This is a genomic window from Neolewinella persica DSM 23188 (assembly GCF_000373105.1).
GTDB classification, from domain to species: domain Bacteria; phylum Bacteroidota; class Bacteroidia; order Chitinophagales; family Saprospiraceae; genus Neolewinella; species Neolewinella persica.
This window is the reverse complement of sequence record NZ_KB890421.1, coordinates 89,261-110,727: the sequence shown is the minus strand read 5'-3', so window position 1 is coordinate 110,727 and position 21,467 is coordinate 89,261. Positions and strand designations below refer to the sequence as shown.

Below are 21,467 nucleotides of genomic sequence, written 5' to 3'. Positions count from 1 at the left end.
AGGGTTCCATTACGGGGGTTGCAGGGTCGCTTCGCTCCTGTTGCAGGGCGCCTACGGCGCGTTGCAACTCCGCACCAGGCAACTCGCCATACTCGTAGAGCTTGTTCCCTCCCGAGAATACCTACATTGTGGGCTTCTAAGTACCCCAATTTTACTTATGCAGGCCACCACAAAAACACTAAACTTCCTCATTGTCATCAGTGCGATAATCGCAATAGTACTGGACGTGACGGGGAATGTCACCCTTTATCGTTCTTTGAAGCCACTGACAACAGTCCTTATTATTTTGCTGCCAATGATCTTTGGCAGAATGGCACCAAAGGCATACTGGCTACTTACCGTTTCGGGACTACTGCTTTGCCTCATCGGAGATATTTTCCTGTTGGATAGCGAAAACTTCGTTTTTGGCCTCGCCGCTTTTTTGGTCGCTCACGTTCTCTTCACGATCAGCTTTGTAACATTAGATAAGTTTAAGCTTTACCTGACCCCGCTGCTGCTATTGCTTGCCTTTGGCCTGAGTTACTATTACTTCCTATATCCTGAACTGGAATCCCTTGCCCTTCCGGTATTTCTCTACTTCTTGTTCATTTTCGTGATGTGCTGGCAAGGAGTTTGCCTCTACCTCTGGAAAAAAACAAGTGCCCACCGAATGATTGCGGTGGGCGTTGTGCTCTTTTTACTCTCCGATTCTATCCTTGCCCTGAACAAGTTCATTGCTCCCTTCGACTGGTCGGGCGTACTGGTGCTCTCCACCTATTGGGCAGCAGTAGCCCTGATAGCGAATGCCGTTGTTGTGATCAGCAACGGTGCCCGGGAGTAATTGTCGGCCCCTACCCTGCTCCTTTTATCCTTTCCCTGCACCTGCGCGCCGTCGCCCAAAAGAAAGCAGCCCTCCCGACGCGTGGCCAGAAGGGCTGCTAAGCAATTCTAAGTCTTAGTCGCAGCTAAATCGCTGTAACTTGACTTAAATATGCACCAATTTCAAGGTCTTCAGAATGCTGCCACGTGGCGTAGCGATCCTGACGAAGTAGGTGCCGGACGGCAACTTGCTAAGGTCGATCGTATGGCGATAAACCGAGGCCGGAAGTTGCTGGCGTTGCGAGCTGATTAAGCGACCGGAAATATCCACGAGCTCGAAGCGTAAATCGAGGTTACTTTCGGTCTCGATCTGTAAGGTAGCAAAGTCACTGGCCGGATTCGGGAATAACTCCACGCCAACACCGGCACCAAGGTCAATGACGGCAGAGATGACGTCCATAGATTGTTGAAAGCCCTGGGTTAGCTGATTATTTTCAGCGGAGAAAGTCAGTGTGGCCACTTCACCGACGGTGGAGGAGGCGGTCAAGCTGTCTGAAGCAAACACCTGACCAATGGAACCGATCACCTGCCGTTCAATCTGCAGCTGGCCGAAGAGGCCACCCACACAGAACAGACAGGCTGCGGTGGTGATGATTAATTTATGCATGGTCATGGGGTTTATTTCTTGGAGGTTTGGATCTGGGTAGTATTGGGAGATGACTTCCCTTCCAAAGCATCCAAACGTGCCAGCACACTTGCCCGCAGCTGATTAGTTTCCGTTTGCATCGCTTCGATGATGGCCTGTTGCTCCTTAATGGCTTCGAGCAGGATAGGCGTCAGTTTGCCGTAGTCGACGGACTTATAGCCATCATCTCCCGTCAGCACAATCTCCGGGAAAAATGTTTCCACCTCCTGGGCAATTACCCCGATCTGGCGTTCATTCGTGAATTCCCGCTCGGGGAATTGCTCCTGCTTCCAGTTGTAGTACAGACCATTTAGCTGCATCACTTTGTCCAGGGTGTTCTCCAGGGAGGCGAAGTCCTTTTTGTAGCGCTCGTCGGAACAGGCACCGATGGTTCCTGTATAGCAGATGTTGCCGACTACTTCGAGTTTTTCGCGTGGTGCGTTGGTGCCAATACCTACACGTCCATATCCTACGGCAAGTGTCGTGTTGTCCATTACCTCAGCTACCATTTTCACTTGGATGGTTAAATCTGCTCCAACATTTGATGCGCCACCTGCATATTCCGCTTGTGCCTGCACCCAGTTCAACCCGGGAAAGAAAAGCGTGTACTTACTTCCAGCTTCAACTAAAAGAGGAGTGTTTAGCGGGAATTCGACTAATTGAAGCTGTCCTCCGGGATCGAATGCCGCGTATTTTTGTTGGTGAAGCGTGGCTCCCCCTCTGCCTTCACCTTCATAAATTCTGAAGAAGCTGGGCCCCGTAACGCCAGCCGGGCCATTTACTACACTTACTGAACTAATGTATCCCGATTGCGTCGCGGTAAAGGATTGCCAAACGTTAGGCGCCCAAAACGTTAACGTTGTAGAAATTTGTTCAACATCTGTTACAATATCTCCCTGACGACTTTCGGTGGTTATTTCCAGCGTTGTTTCAGGAGAATTCGTCTTAATACCAACATTCCCATTATTTGTGGAATGAATGTTTTCACCAGACAAGGTCCAATACGTGGGCGTCACTGGCAAATCAACCGTCCCGCCATCAGCAGACAGGCTCAACTGATTTCCGGATACAGAAAGCGTCTGAATCTCATTATCAGGGCTGCGATCATTATCATCATTTGCGGTGCCCGCAGCTGTAGCGAAGTCGGCGGTTCCTGCAGTAGCAGCAGTTGTGGCTGAAGTAGCGGTTCCAGCAGCGGTCGCAAAATCAGCCATGGTGGCATTAGTAGCATTTTCTGCTGTTGCAGCGAAGACAGCTTCATCAGCAGTAGCGGCGCTCAAAGCTCGCTTTGCGTAAAGACTGAAGGGAACGCTGGAGAACTCCTGCGTACCTGCACTAACATCGTTAAGCAGTACTTCTAGGAAGTAGGGGCCGGCGCTCCAGTCGATGGCGGCGAAACTGCCGGTAGCGGCGGTGCCTTCACCGACTTTTACGTTAACGAGGCCAAATTCATTGGTCGTGGGGTCGTGCATTTCGCTGTAAACGATCGTTCCGTCGGCAGCCCCCTGGCGGATATTGAAATCAACGGAGGTAACCTGGTTGGCGCGGATGGCACCGTCGGCATCACGAACGACAGCCTGGTAATTGAGGGACTCGGGAGATTGGGCCATCAGTGCTGCCGAGCAGCAAAGACAACAGAGAAGGGTAAAAAAAATGAATTTCATAGTTGAATTGTATGGGTGAAAAGATGCGCAGCTACCAGCAGGTGCTGTAGATGGTGTTGTATGGGTGTAAAAATTAATGCTGATTAGCAGAGTCGTCCAAAAGAAGAATACCTCCTATATCTAAAGTCAGGTAGAAATGCCTAAAAGAATACGTAGAACTACTCATGGAAAACACCTGACAGGGTATCAAAATGGCTAGATGAAAAAATAGCTTATGCCCGCTACGTATCTTCACCAACTGAAATCCATCAGATGTCTGAGACCATTACTACACCTGCACCATTCGGAGACAACCTATTCCGTTTTGCCAAAACACTGCTGGGTACCATCGTCTGGACGAGCGCGCTGATCTTCGGTTTGTACATTTTGGTTTTCTACGCCTTCGCCTATGTTTCGGGAGATACGGCACAATGGAATAAGGTCTTACCTGGCTTGTATGACGCGGAAAATGGTGGCTCTACAGCTGGTATTGCGGTCCACTTCCTTGCCGGGGGGATCATCCTGGTGCTGGGGTGTTTACAGCTGTTACCATCCGTTCGCGAGCGGTACCCCATGGTTCATCGCTGGTCGGGAAGGGTCTACGTCGTTGCGTGTTTGCTGGCCGCCGTTGGCGGCCTGGTCTTCATCGCCCTCAAGGGCACTATTGGTGGCCTGGTGATGGACATCGGCTTTATCGGGTATGGCCTGCTCATGTTCCTGGCGGCCATCCAGACGGCGCGGTATGCGCGGCGGAAAGAGTTTAAGCGACACCGGGCCTGGGCGCTTCGGCTCTTCGCGCTCGCCATTGGCTCGTGGCTATACCGTATGGACTACGGCTTCTATATCGGCTTTGGCGGCCGGTCGGGCCACACAGAAAATTTCACCGGTTGGTTCGATTATTTTATGGACTTTTGGTTTTACCTCCCCAATCTGGTTGTAGTGGAAATCATCCTGGCGGAGTATCCTTTCTTCCAGCGGCCATGGGTGAAGATAGCAGGAGCTACCACCCTGTTGCTGGCAAGTCTTTTCCTGCTGTTTGCCAGCTACTTCTTCATCAAAGATTATTGGGGGCCGGGGATATTGGGAGGTTTATGATCAGGCGCGGACGCAGGTGCAGGGGGAAGTTTAAGAAGCAGGCAGATTGGCCCGTTAGGTCCCCAGAGTATCCGCTAAAGACTGAACCGGCTCTGCTTTCGGTACCAGCAACGGACTCACCGAATCGGTACGCATACTATCGGGTATTACTTCCGCTGCGGGTTTTCCGGGGACAAGAAGCTTTGCCTCCTCCGGTGGGAGTTCACTGCTGGCTACGCAGTCAAATTCCGGAATGGTATAGGTAAAGTTCGAGATTATCGGCGTCCGCCAAAGGCTGAGATCGGCAAAAACGCGGCCAACCATCGGCAAAGCGGTATTACTCCCCGAGCCAAGCCGCGTTGAATTAAAATGGATTCTTTTATCCATGGTGCCTACCCAGGCCCCTACCGTTACTTCCGGAGAGCTGGCAATGAACCAGCCGTCCGTATTATTCTGGGTCGTACCGGTTTTTCCAATGATGTTGTAGGGAATATTGTAAGCACTGATCCTGGAGCCCGTTCCTTCGGTAAGTACGGATTGCATCATTTTTCTCACTTGCTGGAAGGACTCCGCCGGCTCTCTGCGGGTAACGTCGCTAAACGGCCTGGCATAAATTTCTTTTCCGTCTTCACCCTCGATCCGGACAATGGAATAAGGCTCCACACTGCCTCCGCCATTAGCAATATAGGCGTAGGTCCCGACCATCTCCTCCAGGGTAAGCTCAGCCGTCCCTAACACTATGGAAGGTACCTTAGGGATCTCAGTCGCCACCCCGGCCCGCTGGGCCAGTTTGATGACGGCCTCCGGTCCGGTAGCCAGCATAACTTCGGCAGAAACTGTATTGATTGAATTGGTTAAAGCTCCCCACATGGAATAGCTGCCACCGTATTTCCCATCAGCGTTTCGTGGGCTCCAGTCTTCGTAACGACTATAAGTACGGCGCTGGTTCGAATAGAAATCACACGGCGATAAGCCCCTTTGTAGTCCGGCAAGGTATACCAGCGGCTTAAAGACAGAACCAACCTGGCGCGGAAGTTTAATCTGGTCATACTGACTGTAATCATAGTCGTTACCACCAACGTACGCCAGGATGCGCCCAGACCGGTTGTCAAGTGCTAAAATACCGGCATGCAAACGAGTAAGCTCCTGGATAATGTAATTCCGAAAGGTCATATTCACGTCCTGGAAACCATCCCAGGTCCATATTTGCTTTTCACTTGCGGTGGCAAATTTCTCTTCAATCTCTTTTCGCGACAGACCTTGCGAACTGAGATCCCGGGCATACTGGTCCTGCCACATCAACTTGCGCAGGAAACTATCCCGTGAGATACCTTCGATGGAAACCTCCCAGTTTTCAGCGAATACTTTTTGCAACCTTCGCATGTGCCCTTCCTGTGCCTTTTCGGCAGAGAGCTGAATGGCCGGGTGAAGAGAGGTGTAAATCTTTAATCCATCACTGTCCAGGTCATAAACGGAGCCATCCGGTTTAGGAGACTCTTCGGCCCAGGCTTCAAATTCTTTCCTCAGGAAAGCCTTATAATATGCCGCATTCGTAGTGGAAATCCTGGCTGGTTGGTAATTAAGTTTCAGCGGACTATTCTTTGCGGCTTCGTAAGCCACCTCGTCAATCTTTCCGTATCGGTACATTTGGTACAAAACGAGGTTACGTCGTTTCAGGGCCCGCTCCGGGTTCTTGCGTGGATTATAAGCATTTGGCGCCTGTAACAGCCCTACCAGCAGGGCTGATTCGGGTAGATCTAACTTCGCCGGCACTTTATTCAGGAAGCGATGTGCCGCTTTTTCGATTCCAAAAAGATTCTCGCCGTACATCACCGTGTTCAGGTACAGTAGTAATATTTCATCTTTATTGTATACTTCTTCCATTCGCCGCGCGATGAACATCTCCCGGATCTTGTTGATGGGCGTAGAGAAAAAGAATCGTTTTTTTCGGCCAAATACGTTTTTCGCGATCTGCTGCGTAATGGTACTCCCTCCCCCACTACTGGCATCCGCCATCAGAATTGATTTAACCAAAACGCGACCCAGGCTACGGTAATCGATGCCATTATGCTCATAAAAGCGGACATCTTCTACCGAGACGAGTGCCTCCCTCAGTATTTGATTTACTTCTGAGGAATCTACATTAGACCGATTCTGTAGGTAAAAACTGCCCAGCACTTCTTTGTTGGCGCCGTAGATGGTAGTTGCAACCGGGTTGCGTAAATGCCGGAGCGAATCGGTGGAAGGCAACTTCCCAAACAGCCCCAGCCAAATGGATACGATCAAAAGCAGGAGGCTGGTTAGTCCAAAAGCCGTCACGTAGGTGATCGTCTTCAGCTTGTTACTTAGCATCCAGCGCAGGGCCTGCCCGGTTTGGGCCCGGACTACCTGCCAGGAAGGTAAACTCAGATTATTGAATATTTTCATTTACAGCTTATTTGCCCAATTTTTAGCGCCAGCATCTTACCGATATCCTTCACTACCGGAAGGGCGGCCCGGTTACCCAACCAACAATAGACTGTCGCGTTCCCCTGGTGATCTGGGTAACCCGGTGAATGATGAAGGAAGGGAAGATAATGATGGTTCCCTTTTTCCGCGGGGCGGTAACGATGTTCTGATTGATCATGAATTGCAGGTCACCGCCTTCGTACTCGTCGGGATCCGATAGCTGAATGGTCATGCTGAGTTTACGAGCGGAAATTCCGCCTTTCCCGAAATCCAGGTGCCAATCAAAGAAGTCGCCTTCTGAATATCGGGCTAACTGAAGTTCTTCATGGAATCCCAGTAAATCAAACCAGTATCTCTCGTTATTACAGGCTACTGCCAAGCTAGCCAGTTTTTGGTAAAGCCACCTATTTTCCGGAGCGTCGTCAATCCACATGACAGAACTTTTTCGCAGTTCATCTACATGTACCTTATCGCCGGTAAGCTCCGCTTTAATGGTTTTGTCGTCATCCCAAAAGTTTAAAATCCGGTCGATCTCATGGGGCAGGAACAGGCCGTCGTAATAAACGTATTCCGCGAAATTGTTTTTCAAGGGGAGACCGAAAGAATAATTAATCGCCAAGGCTTTATGGGTTTGATCGGTCCGTAAGGTAATCAATTGTTCAAGACCAAATAAGTCGTAAATCCTATTGCTGCTAATAGTGCCAGCGGCCCGGTAAGTAAGACCAGCCATCCCATAACCATCATACCGTTCAATACCCTGCCGAAATTGAATCCGAAGCGAATACATGGATCCGTTCCTCCTTCGTTGATGTTGCATCCCAGCCACTTACCGGTAACCTCAGCGATCCCGACCAGAAAAACAGGAAAGAGGGCAAAGAGTAAAATCAAGAGATAGGTGAAGGTGATGTGGATCGTCGTCATGGGGTGAAGATGGCAAAGAAACCTGAAAACAGCCGTTGGAATGCGTGCTCTTTTACCTTCCCCTGCACCTGCGAAAGCGCCCTGAAAGTAACATCATGAATCTGTCCTGCAGTCGGCACCGCGAATAGTCGGTATCCTAAAAAATGCCCAATCAGCTTACAGGCTCCATTTGTTCCCCACCTCCTCCAGCGGCAAACAACCAATATAGTCCCCGGGAATCGGATCATAATTAAGCACTTCCGTCCCTACCTTTTCAGAAGTGGAATAGGCCCATATGGCCATCGACTTCAGGGATCGATAAAAGCCTACGGGTTCCTGCTTTCCGACGGCTGTCCCCCACACTCCTCCGTTGAAGGTTGGGGAGGTGGACTCCGCAGCCGTTAGTACCTTCATACGGTCACCTTCACTTAGCTCGGCAAAGGGTTTACCGTGTTGCTCCTTGCAGTCCGTATTGAATTTCGCAATGTCTGCCCGAACGGCTGCCTGCCCGGCCTCATCGGCTGTATGGGCCCATATCTTGTCCATGAACATATCCGCCTTCACGTCCAATGCACCGGGCGTATCCGTGCGCGGTAATAGCGTATCAACGAAAGAGGACACGAAAACAGCTTCATCTTCCGTCAGGAATTCGGGTTGCCAATCGACACGGGGTTCAGCCTGGCAAGACTGGAGTAAAGCCAGCAAGGAAGGGGCTGCCATGGTGGCCCCCGCCAGTAATCCGGTTTTCCGTAGTGCATCTCTTCTATTCATGGCTTAAAGATTTCTTTTGTTGAGTTCAGTAACGGCGTGATCGGCTGCCCGGGCAGTAATCGCCATATATGTCAGCGAGGGGTTTACGCAGGAAGAAGACGTCATACAGGCCCCGTCCGTCACAAAAACGTTCTTCGCTGCATGTACCTGATTAAATCCGTTCAGAACGGAAGTTTTCGGATCCCGGCCCATACGTGCGGTCCCCATTTCGTGGATACCGAAGCCTGGGTAGTGCTCATTGTCAAAACCAACAACGTCTTTAACGCCGGATTTTTCGAGCATCTCCACTGCATCGATCTGAATTTGCTTATTCAATGCCAGCTCATTCTCCTTAAACTCCGCGTCAATGGATAAAGTGGGTTGGCCCCATTTGTCGAGCACATCTCGGTTAAGACTGATCTTGTTTTCGTGATATGGTAAGCATTCGGCGAAGCCGGTGATGAAGAATTCCCACGGGCCTGGTTTCACCAGTTGATTTTTGAGGTCAGCACCAACTGCTGGTAAATTGGCGGCATGGCCACCACGACCGCCGCCGCCCTGAAAGCCGAAGCCCCGGACAAATTTGTCGGATTGTGGTCCGCCATCAAGGTTAACGTACCGGGGGATGTAGATGCCGTTCGGCCGTCGTCCCTTATAGTACTTGTCTTCGAAGCCTTCCACTTTGCCCATGGCACCAATCCGGTAGGTGTGGTCCATCAGGTTATGGCCCAATTCGCCACTATCATTACCCAAGCCGTTTTCGAAACGGCTGGAAGTAGAATTCAGCAGAATCTGCGTAGAGCTCAGGGCGGAGGCATTACAGAAGATGATCTTCGCATTGTAGACGATGGCTTCATTCGTTTCTGCATCGATGATGCGGACGCCCGTGGCTTTGCCAAGCTTATCGTCGTAGACAATCGACTGAACGATGGAATAGGGTCGTATGGTCAGGTTACCCGTAGCGTTTGCGGCCGGTAAGGTAACGGCGTTGCTGCTGAAGTAGGCCCCATAAGGACAGCCCCGGCTACAGCGATTCCGGTTCTGGCATTTCCCCCGGCCATTCAATGGTACGGTCAGGTGCGCCGCCCGGCCAATGATCAGGTTCCGGCCGGGGAAGTTCTTCTCCAGCCGTTGCTTCACGCTTTTCTCGACACAATTCAACTCCATAGGTGGTAGAAAGTGGCTGTCAGGAAGCTGTGGCAGGCCAATTGCTTCTCCGCTAATGCCAGCAAATTTTTCCACGTAGGTATACCACGGTTCAATGTCTTTGTAGCGGATGGGCCAGTCGACACCATGGCCATCCTTTGCATTGGCCGCAAAATCCAGATCACTCCATCGGTAGGTTTGCTTTCCCCACAGCAGGGAACGCCCCCCCATTTGATGGCCACGAACCCAAAGGAAGGGTTTGACTTCGGTGTACGGGTTCTCTTCGTCGTTGGCCCAGAAATGCTCCGTATCCTTACCCACGAAGCCGGTACGCATCGTCTTGTAGTGCTTGGCTTGCTCTTCGGGAGTAAGCCCTCCCCGGAGCTCCATGTCCCAGGGATCCAGGTTCATAGTAGGATAATCTATGACGTGCTCTACGATGGGTCCGCGTTCCAGGACCAATGTTTTTAGTCCTTTTTCGCAAAGTTCTTTCGCCGCCCAACCGCCACTGATTCCTGATCCGATAACGATCGCATCATAGGTGACGTCCTTTTGGGCGTCGATGTTAAAATTGGCCATATACTTGAGTTAATGGCCCTAATGTAGGGTTTTATGCTTAATCTGACTTCCCTTGCACCTGCGGCCGCGGCCCAAAAGTCTCTGGCTTGAAGTTCGACTTAGCTAGTTTAGGCTTTTGGGGCGCGGCCGCAGGTGCAAAATCGATTAGAGGCAAGGAACGGGCACTTGTGGAGATAAAGCCAGGAGGTGAAGCAAACTCCATAAATGAGTGACCTCACTTATCCGTTACCTTCGCAATTTTCTCCATCATCGTCACAGCATTTTCATTTTCCGGATTCAGCACTAAGGACTGCTGGTAATTTTTTAGGGAAAGCTCGTACTGCTCATTCATAAAAAAACCTTCGCCCAGGCTGTCATAGGCATTGGCTAACTCAGGAAATTCGTCCACCAGCAATTTAAAAACGCTGATCGCCGATGAAACCCTGTCTATCTGCAATAGGTCATAACCGATTCTATTTAATAGGTAAGGATCATCAAAAATGTAGTTATCGGGTTCGTCGGTCTTTAGCTTATGGTAATAAGTGATGCCGGCATCCGTATTTTCAAGCATTGCCTTTCGAAGTTCGAAATAGGGATTTTTCTTCGGAAAAAACTCCATGTCATCATACAGGTAGTTCGCCGCTCTGTTGACTAGCTGGTCCGATGTATCACCATTGGAATTGAAAACAATGGTATATCCTGCGTTATACTCCGGTAAAATGATTAGCCAAAGTGTAGTTCCCTTCGCTCCACCCCGATGCATAATTTCTGTTCCATTGACTAGCCAGAAGAAGCCATATTCATCATCGTCTTCGTCCGCAAACAATGGTGTTCTCATTAGGTCTATGGCTGGATCACCTGATTCAAGCACATATTTGACAAGTTTCAAGAGGTCCGACACGGTAGTTTTCAGGCCGTATCCGGCCCCCGTCAGCGGAACAGGCGAAGGGAAGGTTAACTGACCATCATCGGTATAGCCCGTCATTAAGTCATTTTTCCGGTTTTCAGGAATTTGGATGAAAGTATTGGTCATACCTGCCTTGTCAAAAAATGAATGTTTGAAGCAATTCATTGTAGGTTTTGCCGTATACTTTTTCCAGCGCCATTGCAACCATCTCCGGTCCCACAATCGGAGAGTAATCGTAGGCAAGGCCAGGAGAAGTGGTTAGTTGGAATGCCTGAAGGTCTGCAATAAGGTCCTCTTTCTTATAGTTTTGAATGGCCAACCTATCTGCTTCCGTAGCATCATCCGCGAACATCTTATTGAACACCGGGGAAGCCGATCTGGGAACCCCGCTGGAATGGGTCAGCAGGTCACGAATTTTGACGGGCCGTCCTTCAAATTCCAGTCCTTTGTATTCTCCCTCCAGGTAATCTCTCACATCATCCTCAATGTTTAGTTTCCCATCCAACACCGCCTGCGCCACCAGCATGCCGGTAAACGCCTTGGTAACTGAGGCGGTTTCAAACAGTGATGCATCCGTAGGGGCATTTCCTTTTCCAGGATCAATTTCCCCGAAATAACCTTTTCTGACTTTTTCATCCTGGTAAATACCAATGGAGACGGCGTTCAGCTCCTCATTCTCCAGGAGGAATCCTGCCAGGTGCTCCATGGAATATTCCAGGGGGTCGGGAGGAGCTGTTGTAGTAGAAGTCTCTTCTGATCTCGTGCAACCGATCAGGAGTGAAAGCAGAAAGAATAGAGTGAAGTTTTTCATTGGGTGAATGGTTGGTTATAAAGTTGTTCAGAGATTTTCTAAAATTTACCCCAACGACTTCCCAGTTAGCAAAAGGGTTGCATTATACTGAAAGTAAGAATTGACACATCCATGTCCCATTACATTCCCAGATAAAACTCACTACTTTTTAAACAATTGGATTCCTTATTAACACTGTGGTGTAGGCCTAATTTTCTAGACCTTGGTTTCAACAGCCCAAATCTCTAAGATTTCTCTAAGGTGTAACTGAAACGGTTCAAAAGCAGGATTCAAAGACTTCAGCCATAGTTTACTCCCTTCTTTCTTGATATTTTTCAAGAAAATGCTGTTGTCTTTACAAACAACAATAACGGCTTGTCTTTCAGTTATCTCCTCAATCACTGCCTTTTTACACATGATGACATCACCATCCTCATAAATAGGATTCATACTATCACCATCAACTCTGATTCCAACTTTTTTGTTTGAATTTCTTTTTGGAAGATGACGCCAATCCTCTATGTCATGATACTCGACTGTATAGTGCGGACCAGATTCCAACCCAGCGACTGCTTTTATAGGAAGAATGGGGAGGTAATTCTCATTTATCTTCTTTAGTATCTCCTTGCCTGAATTTGATATTTCAGATAATCGCTGAATATAATCTCCACTATCGATTACTCCTTCCTTTCTCAGTTCCGCAAGCTGTGTAAATCGATGAAGTTGCATTACGGCATCACTAGTGATCTCATCCTCATCAAAAGAATTGATTACCTCTTTCAAAAACTTGCTAAGAGGACTCTCTGCAAACAAGGTTTGCCAATATGGGATTAGACCTTTAATCATTTGTATAAGCTCACCATAGCATAGGTGACTGATACAAATTTAGGCTAAATTATTATAGGAGTCAAGAAAATAGGTTGTTTTTAAAACATTTTGTTTTGCTAAGTCACATCTTCTTCTCTCTTTGAACTAAAAGCTTAGCATATTCATTCGAGATGTATCCAATTAAAGATGAAGTTATCTGATTCACTTCAATACTGTAACTGTTCAAGTCTATGAGTCCATCACTATTTAATTTACTAACTCTTTTATATCGGCTTGAGAGGTGAACAATGCTTCTCCAAAGTTCGTCTTCGCCAATTTCTTTCAAATTCTCATTGAGCTTAGCTATGGCTTTCTCCACCTGACCGCTAGAAATCAATTCCAATAATTCGTTGACTGTTAAAGACAAAGAGTTGCTAGTGGCAATATGACTTAGAGAAAGGCTCGTTTCTTCGTAATTGTTAATCTCAGTCGGTTCATGTAGAACGCCACTGTCGAAGAAGCATATCTTCAAGTCTGCCAACTCCCATATATTCAACTCTCTCAAAGAGTTCCTCCTTTCATCGGCAGTAATCATGCGAATTGCGTGTTTCCTATCAGTAATCTTATAATCCCTCTTCCTTCCCCCTTCATCAATTATTTGCCAATAGACTAAGTCTCCCAATTCAATAACTATATAGTCCTCTTTATTCATTGTGCTGTAAAACCAACTATAAAATGAAACCTCTTGAATCTTGTTTAAGTGCCTATTCCTGATTTTCATATGTTACCTTTATACCAATTGAACTAAAATCCCTTCAACAAATTCTGCGACCATGAGCCTAATGATGCGAACAGTTAAACCGTCACAACTTAGCCCTTCCGATCCTTGAGTTTGTTGAAGGGATAAAAGAAAGTATCAAGTGATCAACATCACTATTTTCGCGCGTCCTTATCTCCTTCCGGCGCCTTAATCACCTGAACCCCCTGTTCAAGGATCATCTTATTGTAGGCCGGAACTTTATCAGAGATGACCTCCCGGTATTTCGCCAGCTCGCCATCAATAGCGTCGGAGAGCTCCTTTTTAACCGCATAGGCCGCTGCGGTAGGTTTATGCGTACCGATGCCGGTCAGGCTATTCAGGTGGGAGAGTTTGTTCGTCAGGCGGATCGGGTAATTGAGGGGGTCTTGCCGACTGCGGTTCTTCGTCTGGTACAGCGCCTCTTCTACTTCGGTAAGCGACTTTATGATCTCCTTACCGTAGTCCTTCAGTTCCTGAGAAGCGTCTTTGGGTAGCCGCTCCTGGAAGGCTTTGATCTGATCACGAACGCTGCGAAGATCAATGATGGCCTGGTGTGCTTCGGAAGTCTTATCCTGCACTTCTTTCATGAATTGGTACTGTGCCTCCCGATCTCCATCAGTAGCTTTCACCCGGGGGTCAGCCTTAACGACGAAGTCCCGGAACTGCACGTCATCCCCGTGCTTCAGGGTTACCCGATACTCTCCGGGGAGGGCCATTGGCCCGCCGCTACCGGCCCACCACATTATCATGCCCGGCACCTTGACGCCGTCGGGCAGAGAAAGGTCCCAGTTGATGACCTGGCCACCTGCTTCCAGTTCCAGCTTATTGTCCTTGTCGTCAGTAGACCAGCTGCGAATCTCGTCGCCACCTTCGCCATACTCTGCAATACTCAGGGTGAAAGGAATGGTATCCTTAGCGGCTTCTTCTGATAACCAAACGTGGAAATTAACGCCACCGGGGTGGTTCTTACCGGATGTCCGGCTTTCACGGCTGCTGCCGCCCATCCGCCACGCGTCAACGGGGTCATACAGGTGAAAATCGCTATTGGCAGTAACCTCTCCCAACTGCTTGAGGACGGTCAGGTCGTCCAGAATCCAGAAGCTGCGTCCCTGAGTAGCCAGGATAAGGTTATCGTCCTTGATGGTAATATCTGTGATGGGGACCATCGGTACGTTGAGTTGGAATTCACGCCAGTTTTTGCCGGTGTCAAAACTGACGTAGAGGCCGGACTCCGTACCGGCAAACAGGATGTTTGGCTGTCCGGGGTACTGCCGTACCACCCGGGTGAAGTGATCACGGGGAATACCGTTGTCAATCCGTGTCCAGGTTTTTCCGTAATCGCCGGTGTGGTAGAGGTAGGGGGTGTAATCGCCGGTTTTATAAGCAGTGCCAGCGATGAAAAGACCGCCGTTGCGGCTGTTGTCAACTTCCACCGAGTTCCACATCACGTACTTCGGCGCCCCTTTTGGCGTCACGTTGTCCCAGTTACCACCGTTGTCTTTCGAGACGTGTACCAGGCCGTCATCGCTGGCCGCCCAGATCAGGCCCTTTTCTTTATGGCTTTCGCAGGCGGCAAAGATGGTCGCGTAGTATTCCACGCCGGTATTGTCCTTGGTAATTGGACCACCGGAGGAAACGAGTTTGTCCGCCTCACTACGGGTAAGGTCCGGGCTGATGATCTCCCAGGTTTCTCCTTCGTCAGTGCTCCGGTGTACGTGCTGACTGGTAGTGTAGAGTACCTCCTCATCGTTGGGACTAAAGAAGATCGGGAAGTTCCACTGGAAGCGGTACTTCATACCTTCTGCGCCGTAGCCCATCGGGTTGTCGGGCCATACGTTGATGGCGCGTGCCTGATTTGTTTCGTGATCATAGCGGGTCAGGTAGCCGCCATAGCTGCCACCGTATACAATGTCCGGGTTCTTGGGATCCGGTGCAATGTGGGCAGACTCCCCTCCTGCCGTAGATTCCCAGTCGGATTCACCAATGGTGCCGCCGTCGGTCCGGTGATAGATGCGCACGGTGGAGTTGTCCTGCTGCGCACCGTAGATGCGGTAGGGGAAGGAATTGTCCGTCACCACCCGGTAAAACTGACTGGTGGGTTGGTTGTAGTAAGTAGACCAGTTTTCTCCCCGATCAAAGCTCACCTGGGCACCGCCATCGTCGGCGATGATCATTCGTTCGGGGTCCTCCGGGGCAATCCACAGATCGTGGTGATCGCCATGCGGGGCATTGTTCGACTCAAAGGTCCGGCCACCGTCGGTACTGTGGTGGTAGCTTACGTTGACGACGTAGACACCGTCGATGTCCTGCGGATCGGCGTAGATACGGGTGTAGTACCAGGCACGCTGGCGCAGGGCACGGCTATCGGAACGAGCGCTCCAGGTATCGCCGCCGTCGTTAGAGACGTAAATACCACCTTTATCGTTTTCGATCAGGGCGTATACACGGTTGCCATCTACCGGACTGACGGCTACTGCGTTGATGCCCCACAGGCCTTTCGGTAAGCCTTTGTTGCCGCTGATGTCCGTCCAGGTGTCTCCACCATCGGTGGAACGCCAGAGGCCGGAGCCTTCTCCCCCGCTCTCTAAACTGTAGGGGGTTCTACGGATTTTCCAGGTGGAGGCAAATAGCACGCGTGCATTCGATGGATCGACGGAGAGGTCCACTGCACCTGCGCCAGCGCCCGCAAAAAGCACCTGCTTCCAATTCTTGCCACCATCGGTAGACTTATAGATGCCGCGTTCCTGCGAATCTTTGAACAGGTCGCCCATCACCGCTGCATACACAAGGTTCGGGTCGTTTTTATCGATACGGATCCGGGAAATGTGCCGGCTGTCTTTCAGGCCCATTTGCTCCCAGGTCTTGCCCCCGTCGATGGTCTTCCAGACGCCGTAGCCGTAGCTGACGTTACCGCGCACCGTTTTCTCGCCACCGCCGACGTAAATGATGTTCGGGTTGCTTTCGTGTACCGCAACGGCACCGATGGAACCTCCGAAATAGCCATCGGAGATGTTGGTCCAGGTCTGGCCACCATCTTTCGTTTTCCAGACGCCGCCGCCGGAGCTGCCAAAAAAGTAGAGGTTGGGCTTTCCGGGTACGCCGGTTACCGCGCTGCTTCGGCCACCGCGGAAGGGGCCGATGTTGCGGAATTCGAGGGAGGAATATAGGCCTTCGTCTTGTGCCTGGAGGTCAAAAGACAGGCAACATAGTGCCAGGAATATCAGGGTAAGTAGTCTCATGGTATGTGGTTTGGGGTGGCAATATAAAAAATTAACTTCTTTGCTTATTATGGGGGTGGGCGGGGACGCGGGTGCAGAAGATGGTTAAGGGCAGGGTAAAAAGCGTTGGCACGGCTGCTCCAGGTCAGGTTTTTGACAAACGGTCACGAACAATATACTCATCACGAAGTGGTACGGGAAGCCCCGTGGCGCTGAGCGCCTGCAAACGCTGCTGCTCTCAAGTCTACGGTTTCCCAAACCTTTACGGTTTGGATATATAGCCACAGAATGATTGAAACAACTGTACCAGCTGCTTGAACCAGCGTCAATCTATTCCTGTTAGGCGCTCAAATCAATTGCTACGTGACGCAACCTAAAACCCTTCGCCTGATCCTGGGCGACCAACTCAACGAAAACCACAGCTGGTTCAATAAAGTCGACAGCTCCGTCACCTACTGTCTTTTTGAGACCTGGTCGGAGTCCAATTATACCAAACACCACGTCCAGAAAGTAGTCGCCTTTTTCCTGGCGATGCGGCATTTTGCCGACCGGTTACGTACGCTGGGGCATACCGTCGTATACCGAACCCTCGAAGAGACCCGGGAATTACAACTGGAAACCATTACTGATAACCTGGCTCATTTGGCAAACGTCCTGGAAGTTGACGAAGTAGGATACCAACTACCTGATGAATGGCGGTTAGACCAAGAGTTAATTTCATTTTCAGAAAACTTCGGAGGAGTAACTCAGTCTTACAAAAGCGAGCATTTTCTCAGTAGCCGTAATGACCTCGAAGAACTGTTTAAGGGCAAGAAGACCTATCTGATGGAGACTTTTTACCGGATGATGCGTAAGCGCCACCTGGTGATGATGGAGCCGAACGGGGAGGAACCTGAAACCGGGCAGTGGAACTATGACCACGATAACCGGGGCAGTCTGCCCAAAGACATTGAATTCCCCGAAGCCGTTAGCTTTCCGCGAGACGTGACGGAACTGGTAGAAATGCTGAACCGAAACGGCGTGGAGACAATGGGCAGAATAAAGGACAACACACTCTCCTACCCCATTACCCGGGTAGACTGTCTCAAAGCCCTCGAAGATTTCGTCATCAACCGATTACCGCTGTTCGGCACCTACCAGGATGCCATGACGGTAAAGCATCCACTGCTGTACCACGCGAACCTAAGCTTCGCCATGAATACTAAGCTGATCTCCCCAAAGGAAGTTATCGATGCGGCGGTGCAGGCTTACCGTGACCGGCCGGAGGAGATCACCATTAACCAGGTGGAAGGCTTTGTCCGTCAGATCCTTGGTTGGCGGGAGTACATGCGCGGCGTCTACTGGGCAAAAATGCCGCAGTTCTCCGCAACGAATGATCTGGACCATCAACGAAAGCTTCCGGGCTGGTTCTGGACAGGAGACACCAAGATGAACTGCCTGAGCCACAGCATCAACCAGAGCCTGGACTTGGCCTACGCACACCACATCCAGCGCTTGATGGTGACGGGGAATTTTGCTTTGATCTTGGGCGTCCACCCGGATGAAGTAGATCATTGGTATCTAGGCGTTTACATTGACGCAATTGAATGGGTAGAGATCACCAATACCCGGGGTATGAGCCAACGGGCTGATGGCGGGCTGGTGGCAACTAAACCTTACTGCAGCAGCGCCAACTACATCAACAAAATGAGTGATTACTGCAAAGGATGTCACTACAACCATAAGCTAAAAACGGGAGAAAAGGCCTGCCCCTTCAACGCTCTTTACTGGGACTTCCTCGATCGGCATCGGGAGAAATTCGGCAATAACTTCAGGATGGCGTTTATGTACAAGACCTGGGACCGGTACTCAGGAGAGGACAAGGCGGCGATTTTGGAGCGGGCGGCCTGGGTTAAGGAGCATCAGGAGAAGCTTTAAGGGACCAGGGATCAGTTTTCAGGATTTAGTACGTAGTAATCAGCACTCAGAATTTTGCCATTGGCACCTACTTTAATCTGACTTCAACCGGGGAAATAAATCCTTCACTTTGCTTCGGTAAGTTTTGCCGATGGGCAACTCCTGCTCTCCCTGCTGATACTTCATGAATAAGCGGCCGCCTTGATAGGAAGCCAAGTGTTGGATATTTATGATGTAGGAGCGATGAATCCGAACCATGAAGTCTTTTGGAACCTGTTGGGAGAAACTGGTAAGATTGGCGGTCAGAACGTAGGTATCTTTTTCAGTAATTATTTTAACGTTTGCTCCCAGCGCCATCACCCAAATAATACTAGCGATCTTGACCCTCAGGTGTTTGTACCCATCTTTGAGGAAAACATAATCCGTCACTGAAAACATTTGCTCTGCTGGAGATTGCTGCTTGCGCAGCGAATGAGAAGGGTCGGCAAGGGTTGAGGAACTAAAGTTAGCTATTGCAAAATCCAGGGCTACTTTTAGTTGGGGGGCATTACAAGGCTTAACGAGATAGTAGGCCGGACGGGCTAATTTGGCTCTTTCCACCGTTGCGGTATCACCGGATGCGGTCAGAAACACAATTGGCACTCTGGCAATTTCATTCATTTCTTTAACCAGCTCGATTCCATCAAGGGCGGATCCTTTCAGCCGGATGTCACACAGAACGAGATCGGGACGCCGGCGGCGAAAAGAAAGTAGTGCTGTGTCGCTTCGAGAGACGGTGTCGGTAATGGCGTAACCAAATTCCAGGAGCTGCTCCCCCAATTCGGTAGCCAACAGGAGGTCGTCTTCTACGATAAGAATTCTGAGGACTTCCATATCAGGCTACGATTCTGTCTTCGATGAAATCAAAATAAAAACGAGCGGTCGGTTCTCGCTCCAGGGTAAGTGTTCCGTCTAGCTGCCGGGTTAAGATATTAATGAGTTTCATGCCCAATGAATCTATCTTGTTGATATTCAAGCTAAGCGGAATGCCAATTCCGTTATCCGCATAGGTTAATCGATAACCGTTCGCTCCTTTCCGTTCCATCCTGATATTGATGATCGGATCTTTCTGTTTATCAAAGGCGTGCTTGAATGAATTGGTGACCAATTCGTTCACAATGAGACCGATGCAGGAGGCTGCTTCGTCGTTTGTTGTCAATGGTATGATGTCTAGTTGTATGTCAGGAATGTTCTCCAGCAAAGGATAGGTGCTTAAGAGGTAGCCACATAATTCGTCGAGATAATCATGCAACTCGGTAGCATTATCCCTTCCTTCCATATAAAATTTCCGGTGCAACAATGACATTGCCTCGATCCTAGACTCCCCCTCACGTACGGCTTGACGTGCCTCCGCGCCACTGAGGTGCCGGCGTTGCATTCTCATTAACCCAGCAATGAAGGCCAAGTTGTTTTTGACCCGGTGATTAAGCTCCTGATGCAATAAAACGATTCTTTCATTCTGCGCTCGTAATTGATCGTTAAGCAGCTTTCGTTCCCTGCTTCGCCGATAGGTGATAAAGGCAATAATCCCTAGTGCTGCCGCCGCCAGGGCAAACAACCATAGTCTACTCCGCTGCCGACGTATGGTCAATGCCTGTGCTTCTTTTTCAACGACCAATAAGCGGTTTAGCGTCGCGGCCTTTTCGGTTTGGTACTTTGCCTCCAACTCATTGATTGCAAGTATTTTCTGTTCGGAGAAAAAAGAATCTCTTACAATCCTGATGCGTTGATGTAACGAGGTCGCTTCTTCGTATTTTCCCAGCGCTGCAAAATTATCAAATAAAGATTCCAAGCTGCCCAATTCCATCTTGCTATTATTGATGGAGCAAGCGTAAGTCACTGCGTTTCGCAAATAGGGTTCTGCTGCAGCGTATTTCTTTTGCCGGAATAGAATTCGGCCAACGCTGCGGTACCCATGGACAATCTGAAAACTATCCTGGAGTTGCTGGGCCAGGTCGAGCCCCTTCCGATTCTCTGACAGTGCTAGTGCTTGCTTATTGAGTTTACTCAATTGTTCTGCCTTAGTATAGTGTAGAAAAGGCATGACATGGTTCACCTTAGCCAGCCGCGCATAATGAAAAGCTGAGTCGATTAAGGATAGTGACTTGGTGTATTCCTTATTACTAGCGTAAGCAATCGAAAGGTTCTGATAACTGGTGGGAAGTATTCCATAGCTGCCAATTTCCTTCTTCAGGGCGATGGCCTTTTCAGCGTATTCAATCGATTTTTCTATCTGCCCAAGCGAGTTAAAAACACCAATAAGATTGGAATACGCTTGCGAAAGTCCTCGCTTATTCCCTTGCTTTTCGAAATATTCGGCTGCACTAAAGTAGTATTTAAAAGCCTTTTCATCGTCCCCCTGTAATTCATAATTAATGCCAATATTTAAGTAGTTATTAGCTACCATGGCGGAGTCTGCATTACTTATCGCCAGTTGCATACTTTTTTGATAAGCAGAATCGGCCGCCTCATACTGGTGAAGGTTCTGCAGAATATTTCCTTTTAAGAAATTATTCACGGTAAGGCCTTTCAACGAACCTAATTTTGTGCAAACCTCCAGACTCTGTTGCATCATGTCCAAAGCTTTTTTGTATTCTCCTCTTAAATTGTAAATATCGGCGAGGCTGTTACAAGCTTTTGCGATGGGCAGCAAATCTCCATCAGACTGGCACTCATAGAGCAGTCTCTTGCCGTAAACTTCCGCACTATCCAGGTTTGTGTATAGGTACTCAACGGCAATTGCCTTTAAAAGTACTTGACGATCAGTTGTACTGTCAATACTTGTTTCAGAAAGCACAATTTTTAAGCTATCAATCCCCCTCGCACCATGCATTGAGGCACTATGAGAACACAATAGGAATAGTAATAATACCTTTAAATGGCTCGACATAGAGTTAAAATGATCTGAATTAGTTGAGTAAAGCCCCTACTCTGTCAATTTTACAAAAGTGGTGTTCAAAGCTGTTGTTCATAGTTAAAAAAACAGAGAGGGGTCTAACTCTACTAATC

Annotated in this window: 17 protein-coding genes; 3 read left to right on the top strand and 14 right to left on the bottom strand. The window is 49.3% G+C overall.

The annotated features are described in order from the left end of the window. Window positions 1-157: 157 nt before the first annotated feature. A complete protein-coding gene (locus tag B036_RS0107145) occupies window positions 158-820 on the top strand; it encodes a lysoplasmalogenase (protein WP_020568016.1) in 663 nt (220 codons plus the stop codon). A gap of 144 nt (window positions 821-964) precedes the next feature. Here B036_RS0107145 and B036_RS0107140 read toward each other — a convergent pair whose 3' ends face one another. Beyond that, window positions 965-1,465, bottom strand: a complete 501-nt coding sequence (locus B036_RS0107140; RefSeq protein ID WP_169435038.1) for a T9SS type A sorting domain-containing protein — start codon at window positions 1,463-1,465, stop codon at window positions 965-967. An 11-nt stretch (window positions 1,466-1,476) separates the two neighbouring features. Then, the gene (locus B036_RS0107135) at window positions 1,477-3,147 is read right to left on the bottom strand and encodes a tail fiber domain-containing protein (RefSeq protein ID WP_026231768.1); all 1,671 of its coding nucleotides are present in this window, start codon (window positions 3,145-3,147) and stop codon (window positions 1,477-1,479) included. Between the two features lie 252 nt (window positions 3,148-3,399). Here B036_RS0107135 and B036_RS0107130 point away from each other — a divergent pair, with 252 nt between their 5' ends. After that, window positions 3,400-4,221 (top strand): DUF2306 domain-containing protein, encoded by an 822-nt coding sequence (locus B036_RS0107130; protein WP_020568013.1) that lies wholly within the window; start codon window positions 3,400-3,402, stop codon window positions 4,219-4,221. 54 nt (window positions 4,222-4,275) lie between these two features. Here B036_RS0107130 and B036_RS0107125 read toward each other — a convergent pair whose 3' ends face one another. From B036_RS0107125 to B036_RS0107085, 10 genes are all read right to left on the bottom strand, one after another. After that, complete coding sequence (locus B036_RS0107125) at window positions 4,276-6,627, bottom strand: transglycosylase domain-containing protein (protein ID WP_020568012.1); 2,352 nt, start codon at window positions 6,625-6,627, stop codon at window positions 4,276-4,278. A 52-nt stretch (window positions 6,628-6,679) separates the two neighbouring features. Next, window positions 6,680-7,237 carry a 2OG-Fe(II) oxygenase gene (locus tag B036_RS0107120; protein ID WP_211217376.1) on the bottom strand — a complete coding sequence of 186 codons (558 nt, stop codon included), beginning with the start codon at window positions 7,235-7,237 and terminating at the stop codon, window positions 6,680-6,682. 62 nt (window positions 7,238-7,299) lie between these two features. After that, window positions 7,300-7,569 carry a hypothetical protein gene (locus B036_RS33470; protein ID WP_020568010.1) on the bottom strand — a complete coding sequence of 90 codons (270 nt, stop codon included), beginning with the start codon at window positions 7,567-7,569 and terminating at the stop codon, window positions 7,300-7,302. Window positions 7,570-7,725: 156 nt separating this feature from the next. Next, on the bottom strand, window positions 7,726-8,319 hold the full coding sequence (locus B036_RS0107115) for a gluconate 2-dehydrogenase subunit 3 family protein (protein ID WP_020568009.1): 594 nt from the start codon (window positions 8,317-8,319) through the stop codon (window positions 7,726-7,728). A gap of 3 nt (window positions 8,320-8,322) precedes the next feature. Continuing rightward, window positions 8,323-10,023: a GMC oxidoreductase gene (locus tag B036_RS0107110; protein WP_020568008.1), complete on the bottom strand. Its 1,701-nt coding sequence runs from the start codon at window positions 10,021-10,023 to the stop codon at window positions 8,323-8,325. 214 nt (window positions 10,024-10,237) lie between these two features. Beyond that, window positions 10,238-11,035, bottom strand: coding sequence for a serine hydrolase (locus B036_RS34425; RefSeq protein ID WP_020568007.1), 798 nt, complete (start codon window positions 11,033-11,035; stop codon window positions 10,238-10,240). A gap of 10 nt (window positions 11,036-11,045) precedes the next feature. Further along, window positions 11,046-11,720, bottom strand: a complete 675-nt coding sequence (locus tag B036_RS34420) for a serine hydrolase domain-containing protein (protein WP_052333925.1) — start codon at window positions 11,718-11,720, stop codon at window positions 11,046-11,048. Between the two features lie 195 nt (window positions 11,721-11,915). Then, the gene (locus B036_RS0107095) at window positions 11,916-12,545 is read right to left on the bottom strand and encodes a S24 family peptidase (protein ID WP_020568005.1); all 630 of its coding nucleotides are present in this window, start codon (window positions 12,543-12,545) and stop codon (window positions 11,916-11,918) included. Window positions 12,546-12,648: 103 nt separating this feature from the next. Next, the gene (locus B036_RS0107090; protein WP_020568004.1) at window positions 12,649-13,287 is read right to left on the bottom strand and encodes a hypothetical protein; all 639 of its coding nucleotides are present in this window, start codon (window positions 13,285-13,287) and stop codon (window positions 12,649-12,651) included. Between the two features lie 152 nt (window positions 13,288-13,439). Further along, entirely contained in the window at window positions 13,440-16,544 is a 3,105-nt protein-coding gene (locus B036_RS0107085; RefSeq protein WP_020568003.1) for a VPS10 domain-containing protein, read from the bottom strand. 342 nt (window positions 16,545-16,886) lie between these two features. Here B036_RS0107085 and B036_RS0107080 point away from each other — a divergent pair, with 342 nt between their 5' ends. Continuing rightward, window positions 16,887-18,440 (top strand): cryptochrome/photolyase family protein, encoded by a 1,554-nt coding sequence (locus B036_RS0107080; protein WP_020568002.1) that lies wholly within the window; start codon window positions 16,887-16,889, stop codon window positions 18,438-18,440. A gap of 72 nt (window positions 18,441-18,512) precedes the next feature. Here the strand turns inward: B036_RS0107080 and B036_RS31765 are convergent, their stop codons facing one another. Next, the gene (locus B036_RS31765) at window positions 18,513-19,292 is read right to left on the bottom strand and encodes a LytR/AlgR family response regulator transcription factor (protein WP_020568001.1); all 780 of its coding nucleotides are present in this window, start codon (window positions 19,290-19,292) and stop codon (window positions 18,513-18,515) included. A 1-nt stretch (window position 19,293) separates the two neighbouring features. Beyond that, entirely contained in the window at window positions 19,294-21,348 is a 2,055-nt protein-coding gene (locus B036_RS0107070) for a tetratricopeptide repeat-containing sensor histidine kinase (RefSeq protein ID WP_083926154.1), read from the bottom strand. Window positions 21,349-21,467: the final 119 nt, after the last annotated feature.